This window comes from Methylobacterium mesophilicum, assembly GCF_036441335.1.
GTDB lineage: Bacteria > Pseudomonadota > Alphaproteobacteria > Rhizobiales > Beijerinckiaceae > Methylobacterium > Methylobacterium mesophilicum_B.
In genome coordinates this window covers 16,744-31,185 of the sequence record NZ_MLBW01000023.1, presented here as the reverse complement: position 1 = coordinate 31,185, position 14,442 = coordinate 16,744, and the positions used below count along the sequence as shown (strand labels likewise).

General features: G+C 70.8%; 12 protein-coding genes and 1 pseudogene. 7 read left to right on the top strand and 6 right to left on the bottom strand.

The features are described 5' to 3' along the window. Window positions 1-253: 253 nt before the first annotated feature. Complete coding sequence (locus tag MMR14E_RS14930) at window positions 254-3,133, bottom strand: phosphoenolpyruvate carboxylase (RefSeq protein ID WP_331315342.1); 2,880 nt, start codon at window positions 3,131-3,133, stop codon at window positions 254-256. A 162-nt stretch (window positions 3,134-3,295) separates the two neighbouring features. Between MMR14E_RS14930 and MMR14E_RS14925 the strand changes: the two genes are divergently transcribed. Further along, window positions 3,296-3,598, top strand: coding sequence for a hypothetical protein (locus MMR14E_RS14925; protein ID WP_331315553.1), 303 nt, complete (start codon window positions 3,296-3,298; stop codon window positions 3,596-3,598). A 437-nt stretch (window positions 3,599-4,035) separates the two neighbouring features. On the opposite strand, the gene phaR is transcribed toward MMR14E_RS14925, so the two are convergent. Beyond that, entirely contained in the window at window positions 4,036-4,632 is a 597-nt protein-coding gene (phaR, locus tag MMR14E_RS14920) for a polyhydroxyalkanoate synthesis repressor PhaR (protein WP_331315340.1), read from the bottom strand. Between the two features lie 325 nt (window positions 4,633-4,957). On the opposite strand from phaR, the gene MMR14E_RS14915 reads away from it, so the two are divergent. The 4 genes from MMR14E_RS14915 (at window position 4,958) to MMR14E_RS14900 (ending at window position 8,197) form a co-directional block, all read left to right on the top strand. Beyond that, complete coding sequence (locus MMR14E_RS14915) at window positions 4,958-6,142, top strand: acetyl-CoA C-acetyltransferase (protein WP_331315338.1); 1,185 nt, start codon at window positions 4,958-4,960, stop codon at window positions 6,140-6,142. 114 nt (window positions 6,143-6,256) lie between these two features. Beyond that, window positions 6,257-6,985 (top strand): acetoacetyl-CoA reductase, encoded by a 729-nt coding sequence (gene phbB / locus MMR14E_RS14910; protein ID WP_331315337.1) that lies wholly within the window; start codon window positions 6,257-6,259, stop codon window positions 6,983-6,985. 456 nt (window positions 6,986-7,441) lie between these two features. Then, window positions 7,442-7,936: a hypothetical protein gene (locus MMR14E_RS14905; RefSeq protein ID WP_331315335.1), complete on the top strand. Its 495-nt coding sequence runs from the start codon at window positions 7,442-7,444 to the stop codon at window positions 7,934-7,936. 21 nt (window positions 7,937-7,957) lie between these two features. After that, window positions 7,958-8,197 (top strand): hypothetical protein, encoded by a 240-nt coding sequence (locus MMR14E_RS14900; protein WP_331315333.1) that lies wholly within the window; start codon window positions 7,958-7,960, stop codon window positions 8,195-8,197. A 219-nt stretch (window positions 8,198-8,416) separates the two neighbouring features. On the opposite strand, the gene MMR14E_RS14895 is transcribed toward MMR14E_RS14900, so the two are convergent. After that, a complete protein-coding gene (locus tag MMR14E_RS14895) occupies window positions 8,417-9,643 on the bottom strand; it encodes a glycerophosphodiester phosphodiesterase family protein (RefSeq protein ID WP_331315331.1) in 1,227 nt (408 codons plus the stop codon). A gap of 99 nt (window positions 9,644-9,742) precedes the next feature. On the opposite strand from MMR14E_RS14895, the gene MMR14E_RS14890 reads away from it, so the two are divergent. Further along, window positions 9,743-10,657 carry a DMT family transporter gene (locus tag MMR14E_RS14890; RefSeq protein WP_331315329.1) on the top strand — a complete coding sequence of 305 codons (915 nt, stop codon included), beginning with the start codon at window positions 9,743-9,745 and terminating at the stop codon, window positions 10,655-10,657. Here the strand turns inward: MMR14E_RS14890 and MMR14E_RS14885 are convergent. Next, window positions 10,654-11,082, bottom strand: a complete 429-nt coding sequence (locus tag MMR14E_RS14885; protein WP_020090769.1) for a cupin domain-containing protein — start codon at window positions 11,080-11,082, stop codon at window positions 10,654-10,656. The two genes, MMR14E_RS14890 and MMR14E_RS14885, sit on opposite strands and share 4 nt — an antisense overlap. Before the next feature lie 99 nt (window positions 11,083-11,181). Between MMR14E_RS14885 and MMR14E_RS14880 the strand changes: the two genes are divergently transcribed. Next, window positions 11,182-11,805: a ribonuclease D gene (locus tag MMR14E_RS14880; RefSeq protein WP_331315327.1), complete on the top strand. Its 624-nt coding sequence runs from the start codon at window positions 11,182-11,184 to the stop codon at window positions 11,803-11,805. 163 nt (window positions 11,806-11,968) lie between these two features. On the opposite strand, the pseudogene MMR14E_RS14875 reads toward MMR14E_RS14880, so the two are convergent. Both MMR14E_RS14875 and glnA read right to left on the bottom strand, forming a co-directional pair. Then, window positions 11,969-12,587 (bottom strand): annotated as a pseudogene (locus MMR14E_RS14875) (VOC family protein). Window positions 12,588-12,781: 194 nt separating this feature from the next. Then, entirely contained in the window at window positions 12,782-14,191 is a 1,410-nt protein-coding gene (gene glnA, locus MMR14E_RS14870; RefSeq protein WP_192706492.1) for a type I glutamate--ammonia ligase, read from the bottom strand. Window positions 14,192-14,442 lie beyond the last annotated feature (251 nt).

Sequence of the window (14,442 nt, the reverse complement as noted above, 5' to 3'; positions counted from 1 at the left end):
GCATCCCGCAATCGAAGGTGGACTGACTGCTCACGCTCAGATCCTGGCGAAGGCTGGGCGTCCGTTTTCATTGGCCGTCGCCGAGCAGAAGACACGAGAAACAAACAGTCGGGAACCTGCACGCAGCGGCCTTCGAACCAGTCCGACGGCGCATGGCACATGGCTTGGTCAGAAACCCCGCGTGCCTCCGATGAACTGCCCAAGTCGACGATCGTCGGTCGAGCCCCGGCGCTAGGCCTTCGCGCGCCCGGACCTACCCGAACGCCCCGACCTCGTGCTGGATCATTCCCGAGATCTCCCGCACCTGATCGAACATCCGGCGGATCGGCTGGAACAGGTTGGCGTGCTCCGCCTCGTAGGTGCCGACGTCCCGCGGGCCGGCCGGTTCGCCGAAATTGAGGCCCAGCGTCGGGTCCGGCGTGACCGGGAAGATCGCGTCGAGGAGTTTCAGGCAGCCGTCGATGTCCAGCCGCAGGAAGCGCTCCAGCAGCTGCTCGCGGGAGATGCCCGCCTGCGGCCGGAAGCCCGGGATGTGCACCGCCAGGAACCAGATCCGGTGGATCAGCGCGAGGCGCAGGGCGTGGAGCAGCGTCAGCCGGGCCGACATGGCGGGCAGGTCGGGCGCGGCCGCGCTCAGGGCGAGCCAGTCCCGGGTCAGGCGTCCGAACAGGTTGCGCAGCGCGGGGGCGAGGTCGAGGCGCTCCAGGGCGCCCGAGATCACCACGAGCTCGTCCCGGCGGAAATCCTTCTGGGTGCGACGCGCCCGCTCCAGCCACACGGCCGGGTCGAGGGTGTCGATATAGGCCCGCAGCACGTCGAGGTCGCCCACCGAGGCGGCGTGCTGGACCAGCCGGAAGGCCCGGGAGAAGCGCACCGAGTCGCGCCGCATGTCGCGGAACAGGTCCGGGCCGCGCTGGGCGGCCCGGCCGATCCCGTGGAGCGAGTTCGCCAGGAAGCCGAGCTGGTGCAGGATCGCGTTGTTGGGGATCGCCCGCATCTGGCGCGGATGGGTGATCCGCGCCGGGCCGCCGTTGTCGGTCTGGCGCGCCACCGGCCGCGACCCGGTCCGGTCGATCAGGCTCGGGCCGAAGGTGCCGAGGAGCGCCGCGTAGCCCGGATCGTCGACCAGCGCCTCCATGTCCTGGCGGGCGGCGGTGAAGAACTCGAGAGCGAAATCCGGCTCGGCGTAGATCGGATCGACCTTGCCGTCGGAGGCTTTCGGGTGGTCGTTCAGGGCGTAGTCCGGGAACGAGTCCTCCTCCGTCACGTCGAGCGCGTAGACGTGCTCGGCGATGCGGGCGACGCTCGCGCGCGCCAGCGCCTCGGTGCCGTACAGCAGGTAGCCGTCGGTGCCCTGGAAGCTCGATTCGAGCCGGACCCGGATGCCGGCCTTGCGGGCCCGGTCGCGCGCGTCCTCGGGGGCGAGGTAGGCGAGGCGGTCGCGCAGGGAGGTCGGATGGGCGCCGCGCCCGATCGACTCGCCGTGCGTGTCGAAGATCGCGAGCTCGACGTCGGACAGGCCGTTCTGGACCAGCATCTCGGTGATGCGCAGCCGCAGCCGCTCGATCCAGAAGGTCGCCGCCAGCTGGCCGACGTAGCGGCCCGAATCGGAGTAGCCGAACTGCACGGTGAGCCGGCCGATGCGCTTCAGGTACTGCCGCCAGTGCGGGTTGCGCAGGGCGTCGTCGAGCACCCGGATACCCTGCTCGAGGGCGCTCGCCGTCTCGAACAGCGGCGTGATCTCGAGCTTGTCGGCGATGCCGTAGTGGCGCGCGAGCCAGAGGGCGGCGAGCAGGGTGTAGCCGGTCTCGGTCTCGGCGATGAGGAAGCGCACCGGATGGGTGCCGTCCACGTGCTTGAGGATCTGGGCGATCGTCATCATCAGCCGCGCCGCCGAGGCGCGCTCGGCCGCGAGCGCCCCGAAATCGACCGCCACCGGGCGGACGTCGTTCAGCAGCGTGTGGATCGTCGCGAGGTGCGAGCGGCGTCGGGCCGCGTCGGTGGGCTCGCCCTCCAGGTCGATCACCCGCCGCACCGCGTTGTGGATCTGGCTGGCGTTCAGCCGGAAATGCGGCAGGGCGTTCGACAGGCCGTGCGTCGCGACCCCCGCGCGCAGGACGGCGATCCGGCGCTGGTCGCCGGCGTCGTCGGCGGCCTCCAGGGCCTTGGTGAGCCCGGAAACGAGGGCGCCGGCGTCGGACTGGGCGCGCTCGCGCTCGATGATCAGAGCCAGGGCGAAGCGGTGCACCGCCTCCAGGGACGGCTGGTCGCCGAGGCGCGGCGCCACCGTGAGCTGGCGGTTCACCGCCGCCAGGGCGTTCTCGGCGAGCGCCCGGACCTCGCGGCAGGCGGGGATCTCGGGCAGGTCGCGCATCACCCGGTCGAACTGCATCCGCTTCGAGATCAGCCGGTAGCGCAGGGTGTCCCACCAGCCGATATCGGTCCGGCCATCGGTGTCGCAGCCGACCCAGCTGGCGATGGCGAAGGGGCGCGGCGTCAGCTCGGTCCAGCGGTCGGGCCAGCGGGCGCGGGCGGCATCGAGCAGGGCGCCGTTGAAGGCGTCGAGGGCGAGCCGGCCGTTGTTGGCCGCCGCGCAGGCCTGCTCGAACTCGACGTCCAGTGTGATCGGCGCGTCGGGCCGGGTCGACAGGGCCGCGGCGCGCGCGACCAGCCCGGCGCGATCCTTGGCGTCGGGCAGGCTCGCGGCCTCGGCGAGGAGGCCGGCGACGGCCCGCGGCATGCCGAAGGTGGGGTGGGCCGTGAACACCACCGCGAAGGCGGTGCGGTGGATCAGGGCCGCGAAGGCCTCGACGCTGTCCGGGCGATCGGGGGCCGCCGCCACGAGCCGGGCGGGGATACCCGCCTGCGGATCCTCCGGGTCGGCATCGAGACCGACATAGGCCCGCAGCCGTTCCGCCCGCGCCGCCAGGGCGGCGGCGCGCAGGCGCACGAACAGCCCGTCGAGGTCGCCGGTCGAGATCTCGTTCCGGTCGAAGCGCCGGGTGATCGCCAGCGTCACGGCCAGGACGGGGTTGCGGAACGGGTCCTCCCGGGCTTGGTCCCGGGCGGCCTCGATCAGTCCGAGGAGGTGCGCCTCCAGTTCCTCGGGCTCGCGGCTCGGCTCGTGCTGCATCGGTCGGTCCCGGCTCCGGTCTGCCCGCATCTACCCGGTCCGGCAGCCCACGCAAGGAGCGTTCCGCGCGGGCTCGGGGGCACGGCCGCGACGCGGCGAGGAGATAACGACGGCTCGATGGGGTGGCGGTGGCCTGTACAGCGGGTTAGAGCTGGCCTCCTGATGGAGCGCCTGTTCATCATCTTGGCTGTTCTGGTCTTCGCCGCCGCCATCGTCGCCGTGGCCGCGATGGCGGCGCGCGGCCGGCGCGAGCCCCTGCGCATGGGATCCGAACTCGACGTCGAGGACGAGGACCTGCTCATCGGCTCGGTCGGGCCGCGCAAGAGCCCGATCGACCGCAGCGCGCAGGTGCTCGACCCGCGGGTGCTCGATCTGGACGCGATCGAACTGGAGCCGATCCGGGCCCTCGACCGGACGCGGCGCGACGAGCCGCTCCGTGGAAATCCTCCGGGAGCCGCGCGATGAGGCCAACTGCGTGCGGGGTGGCCGGGCTGCCGAGCATCGCCTCGATGCCCGACGCGGCGCCGCCGCGCCGCAGCGTCGTGAAGTCCGGACCGTAGGCGGTGGCGACCTTGCCGGCGATCACAACCTGGAGAACCTCGTTCACCTCGGGCGTCAGCGGCCNCGGCCGGGCGCTCTGCTGCCCGGGGCCCGGGCGGCTCATCGGGACGTCCCCCGTCGATCAGGGCGAGCGCGTGGGCCTCCGTCCGCGCCGCCTCGGGGGACCCGTCCGCGTCCCGGACCGGCGCGCGCCGGGCGGAGCGGACCTGTGTCGGGCCGAGACGGCTGACTGTTCCGATACGCACCATGCGCACACTCTCCGCACGTTTCCGTGCCCGTGTCGCAAAGGTGGGGCCGACGTTTACCGATCGTCAACCCTTCGTCCGGTCGGCCCGGCCGAATTACTTTTTCGCGAGCGCTTCGAGGCGCTGCTGCATCTCCAGCATCTGGCGCTTGAGGTCGTCCAGCTCGCCGCCCGCGTAGGGCGCGGGCTGAGTCGCGGCCGGCGCCGTCGGCTGGGCTCCCGGCGCGGGCGGCGCGAAGCCCGTGAACATCTTCATGGCGTCGCCGAAGAAGTTCATGTTGGTGCGGACCTGCTGCTCGATCGCGTTCTGGAACGCCGAGGGGCCGAAGCTCTGGGCGAACTTCTCGCGCAGGCCGTCCTGGTCCTTGGCGAAATTCGCCATCGAGAATTCGAGGAAACTCGGCACCATCGTGCGCATGCTGTCGCCGTAGAAGCGGATCAGCTGGCGCAGGAACGCCACCGGCAGCAGGTTCTCGGCGCCGGCCTTGTTCTCCTGCTCGAAGATGATCTGCGTGAGGACCGAGCGGGTGATGTCGTCGCCCGTGCGCGCGTCGTAGACGACGAAATCCTCGCCGTTCTGCACCATCGTGGCGAGGTCCTCCAGCGTCACGTAGGTCGAGGTGCCGGTGTGATAGAGGCGCCGGTTGGCGTACTTCTTGATGACGGTCTGGGTGGCCTTGACGGTATCCGCCATCGGGAACGGCCTTTCTGGACTCGGGACCGGGGGGCGTTGCAGACGCGCGGTGCTGTCTGACGGGGGCTGTCTTCGCGCCCGCAGCACGATCCTTAAAGCCTTCCCCGGGCGCAGAAAACAGCAAACTGCAGCTCTTCAACGCAGAATAATGCAGAGCGGTCCGGGTCGGCGCGCCATTTCAGTCTCGCGGTCGCGTCATCGGCGCGTTCGGCGCAGCGATGCACAACCTTGACTTCGCCGACCCCAAGCCCTTCATCCCAGGGCCGGCACAGAGCGCGCCCCGGGACGTGGAAGGCGCGCCGGCTCGCGAGAGGAGAACGTTCACATGGCAGGCAGCGAAGAGATCGTGATCGTCGGGGCCGCGCGCACGCCGGTCGGCTCGTTCGGCGGCGCCTTCGGGGCGGTGCCGGCCCACGAGCTCGGCGCGACGGCGATCAAGGCCGCCCTGGAGCGGGCCAAGGTCTCGCCCGATGAGGTGGACGAGGTGATCTTCGGCCAGGTCCTCACCGCGGGCGCCGGCCAGAACCCCGCCCGTCAGGCGGCCATCAAGGCCGGCATCCCCGAGAAGGCGACCGCCTGGGGTCTCAACCAGGTCTGCGGCTCGGGCCTGCGCACGGTCGCGATCGGCATGCAGCAGATCGCCAACGGCGACGCCAAGGTCATCGTGGCCGGCGGTCAGGAATCGATGTCCCTGTCGCCCCACGCGCAGTACCTGCGCGGCGGCCAGAAGATGGGCGACGTGAAGCTCGTCGACACCATGATCAAGGACGGGCTCTGGGACGCCTTCAACGGCTACCACATGGGCCAGACCGCCGAGAACGTCGCCCAGGCCTTCCAGCTCACCCGCGAGCAGCAGGACCAGTTCGCGACCCGCTCGCAGAACAAGGCCGAGGCCGCCCGCAAAGAGGGCCGCTTCAAGGACGAGATCGTCCCGGTCACGGTGCCGGGCAAGAAGGGCGACACGGTCGTCGACACCGACGAGTACATCCGCGACGGCGCCACCATGGAGGCGATGGCCAAGCTGAAGCCGGCCTTCACCAAGGACGGTACCGTCACGGCCGCCAACGCCTCCGGCCTCAACGACGGCGCCGCCGCCCTCGTGCTGATGTCGGCCTCGGAGGCCGAGCGCCGCGGCCTGACCCCGCTCGCCCGGATCAAGTCCTGGGCGACCGCGGGCGTCGACCCGAAGGTGATGGGTACCGGCCCGATCCCCGCCTCGCGCAAGGCCCTCGAGAAGGCCGGCTGGAAGCCGTCCGATCTCGACCTGATCGAGGCCAACGAGGCCTTCGCGGCCCAGGCGCTGGCCGTGAACAAGGACATGGGCTGGGACGACGCGAAGGTGAACGTCAACGGCGGCGCCATCGCCATCGGCCACCCGATCGGCGCCTCGGGCGCCCGCGTCCTCGTCACCCTGCTGCACGAGATGAAGCGCCGCGACGCCAAGAAGGGCCTCGCCACGCTCTGCATCGGCGGCGGCATGGGTGTGGCGATGTGCGTCGAGCGGACCTGATCGGTCTGTCACGACAGTATCGGCCCACAACATAGACTTAAGGCCGAAGTCAGAAAAAATCGCGTGCGGACGCCATCCGCACGCGGCATCAAGTGATGCGAACAGGAGGAAACAATGGCTCAAGGACGCGTCGCCCTCGTGACGGGCGGCACCCGCGGCATCGGCGCGGCGATCTCGAAGCGGCTCAAGGACAAGGGCTACAAGGTCGCCGCCAACTACGCCGGCAACGACGAGGCGGCCAACGCCTTCAAGGCCGAGACCGGCATCCCGGTCTTCAAGTTCGACGTGGGTGATCTCGCGAGCTGCGAGGCCGGGATCAAGGCGATCGAGGCCGAGCTCGGCCCGGTCGACATCCTGGTGAACAACGCCGGCATCACCCGGGACGGCGCCTTCCACAAGATGACGTTCGACAAGTGGCAGGCGGTCATCAAGACCAACCTCGACTCGATGTTCACCTGCACCCGTCCGCTGATCGAGGGCATGCGCAGCCGCAACTTCGGCCGCATCATCATCATCTCGTCGATCAACGGCCAGAAGGGCCAGGCCGGCCAGACCAACTACTCGGCCGCCAAGGCCGGCGTGATCGGCTTCGCCAAGGCGCTGGCGCAGGAGAGCGCCGCGAAGGGCATCACGGTCAACGTGGTGGCGCCGGGCTACATCGCCACCGAGATGGTGATGGCGGTGCCCGAGGACATCCGCAACAAGATCATCTCGACCATCCCGACCGGCCGCCTCGGCGAGTCCGACGAGATCGCCCACGCGGTCGAGTATCTCGCCAGCGACGAGGCCGGCTTCGTGAACGGCTCGACGCTGACCATCAACGGCGGCCAGCACTTCGTCTGATCGCCCGCGGGCGCGCCGGAGCGACCCGGCGCGCCCGCCTCAGCAGGCCGGGGCTGCAGGGGCCGCGCCGTGACGGCGGGCCGACCGACGATGCCGGCCGCGCACCGCTCCCTCCGATGATCGTCGCGGCGGTGCAGGGCGGCGGTGCCCGTCGGCGGCGCAGGACGGCGGTGACCGCCGATCCGCCCCGCGCGGACCCCGCATGTCGGCGTCCGAGAGAATGCCGGGCGCCGCCCGCCGCGGTCGCCGGCTCGGACAGTCCGACCCAGCAAGCGTGACGAAAGTCCTTCCCCGCGTGCGGAAACGCGCGTCGAGCGGGATAACGGGCATTGCGGGCAGCGATCGGCGCGATGGCCCGCGTGTCCTGAGACACGAACAATTCGAGCGGCCTCGTATAGATCTCCTTCCATCGGCTCACGGATGGTCCCGCCGATAGAAATCGAGGTCTCGAGGATCATGAACAACTGGTTTCACGGTAAATTCGGCGTTCAGTTTATCGGCGAGAGCCAGGATTGTTCTTCCCGCACGACCGGCACTGGTGACGACCGCGCCGCGGCCCGCCGCAGCCCCGCGCTGCCCGCGGTCGCGAAGCTCGGCCTCGCGGCGGCCTGTGCCCTGGGTCTCGCGGCCTGCGTCACGCCGCAGGAGCGCCACGCCCTGGATCAGAACCAGTGCTACGCGTTCGGCTTCGAGCCCGGCACCGACGGCTTCGCCGAGTGCATGATGGGCCTCCACCAGCAGCGCGCCGTCGCCCAGTCCAACAGCAACCTGTACTGGCAGGCGCAGCTCGCCGAGCAGAACCGCCGCCGCGAGGCCCAGCAGGACCTCTACAAGGTGATGAGCCTCCAGCGCACCGGCGACCCGCGCTTCCCCGTCTGCGGCGCCTCCTCGGACGGCGGCATGGATCGCCGGACCATGACTTGGTACGGCCCGAACTGCCGCGCCCGCTGATCCGGATCGAGGGAGGTCCCCATGTCCGACATGACGACGCGCGGCCCGCGCAACCCGAGCCGGATCATCTTCGTGGCGGTGGCCCTGTTCGGCATCGCCGTCGGGTTCGCGACCGCCAGCCTGGCCTGGTTCACGCTCGCGGTCCTCGGCTCCGCCGCGCTGACCTGCGCGGGCTACGGCCTGATCCGGCGGCGGCTCGGCTGGAAGCCGCTGAGCGGCGAGTACCTGTCCAACCTCGTCTACGTGCTGATCCCGTACTAGGCGGACACCGCGCACGCCCCGCGGACGCGCCGCGGGGAATATCGGCGGGCGGCGCAGGTCCACGAAGGCCTGGCCGCGCCGCGCCCCCATCCTCCAGACCGCTCCGCCTCCGAGGCCACCATGACGCTCGCCCTCATCATCACCGGCTTCCTGATCGTGAACTTCGTGATGGCCGGCTTCTTCTCCCTCGTGGCCCTCTGGGCCGACTGAGCGGCGGCGCTACCGCGCGCCGACGCAGTTGGCGTAGAAGGTCGTGGTCGCGGGCCAGTCGGAGAAGACCCCCAGCACGCCGACCTGCTCGTGCAGGACGTCGAGCAGCCGCAGGATGTCGCCGTCGCCGGTGACCACCGGCTTGATCGACTGGTAATAGTACCCGCCGCCGCCCTTCAGCGGGCCCGAGCGCTCCAGCGACCACGCGATCAGCCCCAGCCCGGCCGCCCTGGCCTCCCGGGCGTAGGTCGAGGGCTCGATCGACCCGTCCGGGCCCGGCCGGACCAGCATCCACAGCGGCGGCGCCAGGATCTTGACGCCCTTCCGGGCGAGTTCGGCCATGCCGGGCTGCCACGTGGCGGGCTTCTCCGGGTCGAAGCCCTTCGCGGTCTCGTCCCGGTCGTCGAGGAAGATCGCCTGGCGGCCGAATTCCGGATCCTTCTCCAGCCAGTAGAGGATGTCGCGGAGCTGGAAGCTCTGCGGGTAGACGTCGGCGGCCGGGACTCCGGCCTCCTTGTACTCGTCGATCAGCTGCTGGGCGTACATGTCCTGCGTGTAGGTGCCCTGGAACGGCATCGGGACCTGGGGCGCCTTGAGCTCGGGGGTGAATTTCCGACCCATCCCCTTCACCAGCGCGATGTACTCCCTGTGCGACATCAGCGTGCCGGTGCCGGCGTAGAGGTCGGTGCGCCAGCGCGGCGTCGCGTTCATGTAGGCCGCCACCGTGGTGGCGTCCGGGTCGGACGCGTCCATCTTCCCGTTCAGCGCCTTGAACTCGTCCAGCGTCAGGTCGCTGGTGCAGCACTTGGCCGAGGCCTTCCGCCCGGTGGCCGGATCGGCCGGCGTGAAGCCCTGCGTGCACTTCGCCGCGAGTTCCGGCCGGGCCAGGATGTCGGTGGTCGTGTGCAGGTCGCACTGGCTGTGGCGGCAGACGAGCTGGCGGTCCTTGGTGAAGGCCACGTCGCACTCGATGATCCCGGCGCCCATCCGGTACGCGGCGAGCAGGCCCTCCCGGGTGTGTTCCGGGAACATCAGCGGCGCGCCGCGGTGGGAGATCGAGAAGGTCCGGGGCGTGTAGGTCCGGTCGACGCCGCAGGCGGCGAGCCTCTCCTTGAGCGGGCCGGGCTTCAGCTGGTCGACGAGGTAGAAGGGCCGGGGCCCGAGCTGGGCGGCCTCGCCGGCGAGGGCCGCGGTCGCCCCCAGAAGCAGCCCCAGCCCCAACATGATCCCACGCATCGCGAACCTCCCGTTCCAGGCCGCCGGTAGAGGGGGACGGTGACAGGGGCGTGACCCCCGACCTCGCCGACTCGGATGAACGCATGGTAGCGAACGGCGATGACCGCGCGTTCAGGAATCGTAACCCGTCCGAAGGCCCGCTCCGCCGCGACGATCGCGGGTGTCGGCGCGATCGCGCTCTGGTCGCTGCTCGCCCTCTTCACCGCCGCGTCGGGCGCGATGCCGCCTTTCCAGCTCGCTGCCACGACCTTCCTGATCGGAGGGCTCTGCGGATGCGTCGCCTGGATCATCCGGCCCGCCCGCGCCCGCGCGCTGATCCAGCCCTGGCGGGTCTGGATCCTCGGCGTCGGCGGCCTGTTCGGCTACCACGCCCTCTACTTCAGCGCCCTGCGCCTCGCGCCGCCGGCCGAGGCCGGGCTGATCAGCTACCTGTGGCCCCTGCTCATCGTCCTGTTCTCGGCGCGCCTGCCCGAGGCCGGCGGCCTGCGCCCGGGTCACCTGATCGGCGCGCTCCTCGGCCTCGCCGGGATCTCGGTGCTGTTCGCCGGTCGGGGCGATCTCGGGTTCGCCGCGGGGGCGCTGCCGGGCTACGCCGTCGCCCTGGCGGCGGCCTTCGTCTGGGCCGGCTACTCGGTCCTCTCCGCCCGCGTCGGGCAGGTGCCGACCGATGCCGTCGCGGGCTTCTGCCTGGTCACGGCGGCGCTGAGCCTTGCCTGTCACCTGGCTTTCGAGACGACGGTCTGGCCGGCCGACGCCGAGCAGTGGGGCGCCGTGCTGATGCTCGGCCTGGGGCCGGTCGGCGCAGCCTTCTATCTCTGGGATATCGGCTGCAAGCACGGCGACGTCCGGCTGCTCGGCGTCATCGCCTACGCGGCACCGGTCCTCTCGACGCTGATCCTGGTCGTGGCCGGATACGCCAGCCCCGGACCGGGCCTCGCGCTCGCCTGCCTGCTGATCGTGGCGGGCGCGCTGACGGCGGTGCGAGCCTCGCGGGCGTCGGTGACACCGGCCTAGCCCCGCGGCGTCGGCCGCCAGTCGGGCGGCGCCATCTCGAAGCCGGCGAAGTCGAAGCCCGGCGAGACCGTGCAGCCGACGAGGGTCCACGCGCCCAGGCTGGTGGCGGTCTGCCAGTGGCCGGCCGGCACGACGCATTGCGGGCGCTGCCCGGCGGCGAGGTCCGGTCCGAGATGCCGGGCCTCGGCGTCGTGCCCGTTCGGGCTCGTGGTGATCACCAGCGGCGCGCCGGCGTGCCAGTGCCAGATCTCGGTGGCGTCGACCCGGTGCCACGCCGAGACCTCGCCGAGGTCGAGCAGGAAGTAGATCGCGGTGCCGACCGAGCGCCCGTCGACGGTGCGGGGATCGCGGAACGTCTCGCGGTAATGGCCGCCCTCGGGATGGGGCTTCAACCCCAGGGTCGCGATCACCTCGGCTGCCGTCATGTCCAGCTCCCTGTCGGTCCGGGCCGCGCGCATCGTCGGCGGCTTGCCGGCACTTGGCACCGATGCTACCGGCCGAAAACCCCGCAAGGTCCGAGAACGATGCCGAGCCCGACCGTACGTCTTCACCGCGGCGACCTGCCCGCCAGCTACGACGCGGGCCGGGCGGTGGCGATCGACACCGAGACGCTCGGTCTCAATCCGCATCGGGACCGCCTCTGCGTGGTGCAGCTCTCCACCGGCGACGGCACCGCCGACGTGGTCCAGATCCCGCAGGACGGGCCGGAGCCGGTCGTGCTCAAGCGGGTCCTGGCCGATCCCGGGATCCTGAAGATCTTCCACTTCGCGCGGTTCGACGTGGCGGTCCTCTACAGGGCCCTCGGGGTCATGCCGAGCCCGGTCTACTGCACCAAGATCGCCTCGAAGCTCGCCCGCACCTACACGGATCGCCACGGGCTGAAGGACGTGGTCCGCGAGCTGGTCGGCGTCGACCTGTCGAAGCAGCAGCAATCCTCCGACTGGGGCGCCGAGACCCTGTCGCAGGCGCAGCTCGACTACGCCGCCTCCGACGTCCTCCATCTGCACGCGGCCCGGGAGCGGCTCGACGCCATGCTGGCTCGGGAAGGCCGCACCGACCTCGCGGCCGCCTGTTTCGGCTTCCTGCCGACGCGGGCCCGCCTCGACCTCGACGGCTGGCCCGAGACCGACATCTTCGCGCACACCTGAGGGCGCGGAGGATCCTGCACACTTCCTGTGCGCGTGAGACTTTCCTGTCACCGCACCGCGATGTGTCGCTGGTAGGTTGTGGCTGCCTGGGCTCCCGAGTCCCGGCCAGGCCCTCCTCGCCGGTCGCCCACCCGATCAGGCCGGCGAGGAGGGTCCGTCGCCCTCAGGTCAGGGTCCGCGGTCCCGACGGGGTGTTGATCCGGGCAGTCCAGCGCGGGCCCGGGCCGGATACAACCTGCGGTGGAGCGGCGAGACCCAGCACCGCGTGTAGCCCCGCGACGGCGTCGGGATCCGGATGCGTCAGGACGAGCGCCTCCAGACCGGCGCCGAGATCCGGCATCGTCGCGGCGGGATTGCCGCGCGGTCCCCAATCCATCGCGCAGGGCGCGGCCCCGTCCGCCGGCCACGCCCCGCCCGGCGGCACCGCGAAGCGCCAGGACAGGTCGCCCCGGGTCATCGTCGCCGCGGCCCCGAGGAGCGCGCCGTGCGCGGCGAGGAGGCCGTCGGAGACCGCGCAGCCGCCGGCCCGAATCCCAGTCGGCCCGCACCCGCGCCGCGTCGCCGAGGCCGAACCAGCGGGCGCCCGACGGCGCCGCCGCCTCCGGATCGACGGCGATGACCTCCAGGAACAGGGTGTCGCCGAGGCGCAGCAGGTGGTTGCGGGTTCCCATCTCGCGGTGGCGGCCGCCCTCCGGCATGGCGAGGCCGAGGCAATCCCGGACATGCGCCACGCCCTCCGCGAGATCGGGGGCGACGACGACGAGGTGGTCGAGGGTGAGCATCGGGCGGGCTCCGTGTGACCGCCGGCGCCCGTGCGGCCGCCGGGCATGACCCGGCCGCCGCGCCGACGGGCGCCCTCGGATCGGGATTCGATCGCGACGCCGGAGCGTCCCCAAGCAAAAGGCCGGGACCCCGCGAGAGGCCCCGGCCCAGGAGAGGGTGGAGGGCCGGGCATCGCGCCCGGCCCTCGCTCACCTCACAGCGAGTAGTACTGCACGAACTCGATCGGGTGCGGGGTCATCTCGTAGCGCAGCACCTCGGTCATCTTCAGCTCGATGAACGAGTCGATCTGGTCGTCCGAGAACACGCCGCCTTCCTTGAGGAAGGCCCGGTCCTTGTCGAGGCTGGTCAGGGCCTCGCGGAGCGAGCCGCACACGGTCGGGATCTTCTTCAGCTCCCGCGGCGGCAGCTCGTACAGGTCCTTGTCCATGGCCGGGCCCGGATCGATCTTGTTGCGGATGCCGTCGAGGCCGGCCATCAGCAGCGCCGAGAAGGCGAGGTAGGGGTTGGCCATCGGGTCGGGGAAGCGGACCTCGACGCGCTTGGCCTTCGGGCTCTTCGTCCACGGGATGCGGCAGGAGGCCGAGCGGTTGCGGGCCGAGTAGGCCAGCAGCACCGGCGCCTCGTAGCCCGGCACCAGGCGCTTGTACGAGTTGGTCGACGGGTTCGTGAAGGCGTTCAGCGCCTTGGCGTGCTTGATGATGCCGCCGATGTACCAGAGGCATTCCTGGGACAGGCCGGCATACTTGTCGCCCGCGAAGACCGGCTTGCCGTCCTTCCAGATCGACTGGTGGACGTGCATCCCTGAGCCGTTGTCGCCGTAGACGGGCTTGGGCATGAAGGTCGCCGACTTGCCGTAGCTCTGCGCGACGTTGTGGATGCAGTACTTGTAGATCTGCATGTGGTCGGCGAGCAGGGTCAGCGTGTCGAACTTCATGCCGAGCTCGTGCTGGGCCGAGGCGACCTCGTGGTGGTGCTTCTCGACCTTCACGCCCATGGACTGCATGGCGGCCAGCATCTCGCCGCGCATGTCCTGCGCCGAATCCTGCGGCGGGACCGGGAAGTAGCCGCCCTTGGTCTGCACCCGGTGGCCGAGGTTGCCGCCCTCGTAGTCGGTGAAGCCGTTGGTCGGCAGCTCGGTGGAATCGAGCTCGAAGCCGGTGCGGTACGGGTCGGCGCCGAACTTCACGTCGTCGAACACGAAGAACTCGGCCTCGGGGCCGACATAGATCGTGTCGCCGATGCCGGTCTGCTGCAGGTAGGCCTCGGCGCGCTTGGCGGTCCCGCGCGGGTCACGGCCGTAGGGCTCGCCGGTGGCCGGCTCCAGCACGTCGCAGACGATCGACATGGTCGCGGCCGAGAAGAACGGGTCCAGCGTGGCGGTGACCGGGTCCGGCATCAGCAGCATGTCGGACTCGTTGATCGCCTTCCAGCCGGCGATCGAGGAGCCGTCGAACATGGTGCCCTCGTCGAAGATCTCCTCGTCGATGAGCGACACGTCGAACGTGACGTGCTGCCACTTGCCGCGCGGGTCGGTGAACCGGAAGTCCACGTAACGCACGTCGTTGTCCCGGATCGTCTTCAGCACCTCGGCCGCAGTGGTCATCGTGGGCATCCTCCAGGGATCTCTGAATCGTCTCGTGGCGCACCCGCACGCGGTCGCGCGCGCCGGCAAGCGGCGCTTGATATCCGGCGCGGGCGTGCCTTGCCACCCGCCGGACAGCGGAATCGGCTTCCGGATGGAACGATCGGCCCGTTCGCGCACCCGATCTCGCAACCGTGATCGGCAGCTCGGTTTCTAGGGCGCCGTTGTGCTCCGGCAATGGCCCTCCTGGCACGATCCATGCGAAGGCGGCC

Excerpts from the sequence above, each read along its gene's own strand:
- glnA (WP_192706492.1), bottom strand. The coding sequence starts at position 14,191 with ATGACCACTGCGGCCGAGGTGCTGAAGACGATCCGGGACAACGACGTG.
- phaR (WP_331315340.1), bottom strand. The coding sequence starts at position 4,632 with ATGGCGGATACCGTCAAGGCCACCCAGACCGTCATCAAGAAGTACGCC.
- MMR14E_RS14930 (WP_331315342.1), bottom strand. The coding sequence starts at position 3,133 with ATGCAGCACGAGCCGAGCCGCGAGCCCGAGGAACTGGAGGCGCACCTC.
- MMR14E_RS14925 (WP_331315553.1), top strand. The coding sequence starts at position 3,296 with ATGGAGCGCCTGTTCATCATCTTGGCTGTTCTGGTCTTCGCCGCCGCC.
- MMR14E_RS14905 (WP_331315335.1), top strand. The coding sequence starts at position 7,442 with ATGAACAACTGGTTTCACGGTAAATTCGGCGTTCAGTTTATCGGCGAG.
- MMR14E_RS14895 (WP_331315331.1), bottom strand. The coding sequence starts at position 9,643 with ATGCGTGGGATCATGTTGGGGCTGGGGCTGCTTCTGGGGGCGACCGCG.
- MMR14E_RS14880 (WP_331315327.1), top strand. The coding sequence starts at position 11,182 with ATGCCGAGCCCGACCGTACGTCTTCACCGCGGCGACCTGCCCGCCAGC.
- MMR14E_RS14915 (WP_331315338.1), top strand. The coding sequence starts at position 4,958 with ATGGCAGGCAGCGAAGAGATCGTGATCGTCGGGGCCGCGCGCACGCCG.
- MMR14E_RS14890 (WP_331315329.1), top strand. The coding sequence starts at position 9,743 with ATGACCGCGCGTTCAGGAATCGTAACCCGTCCGAAGGCCCGCTCCGCC.
- MMR14E_RS14885 (WP_020090769.1), bottom strand. The coding sequence starts at position 11,082 with ATGACGGCAGCCGAGGTGATCGCGACCCTGGGGTTGAAGCCCCATCCC.
- phbB (WP_331315337.1), top strand. The coding sequence starts at position 6,257 with ATGGCTCAAGGACGCGTCGCCCTCGTGACGGGCGGCACCCGCGGCATC.
- MMR14E_RS14900 (WP_331315333.1), top strand. The coding sequence starts at position 7,958 with ATGTCCGACATGACGACGCGCGGCCCGCGCAACCCGAGCCGGATCATC.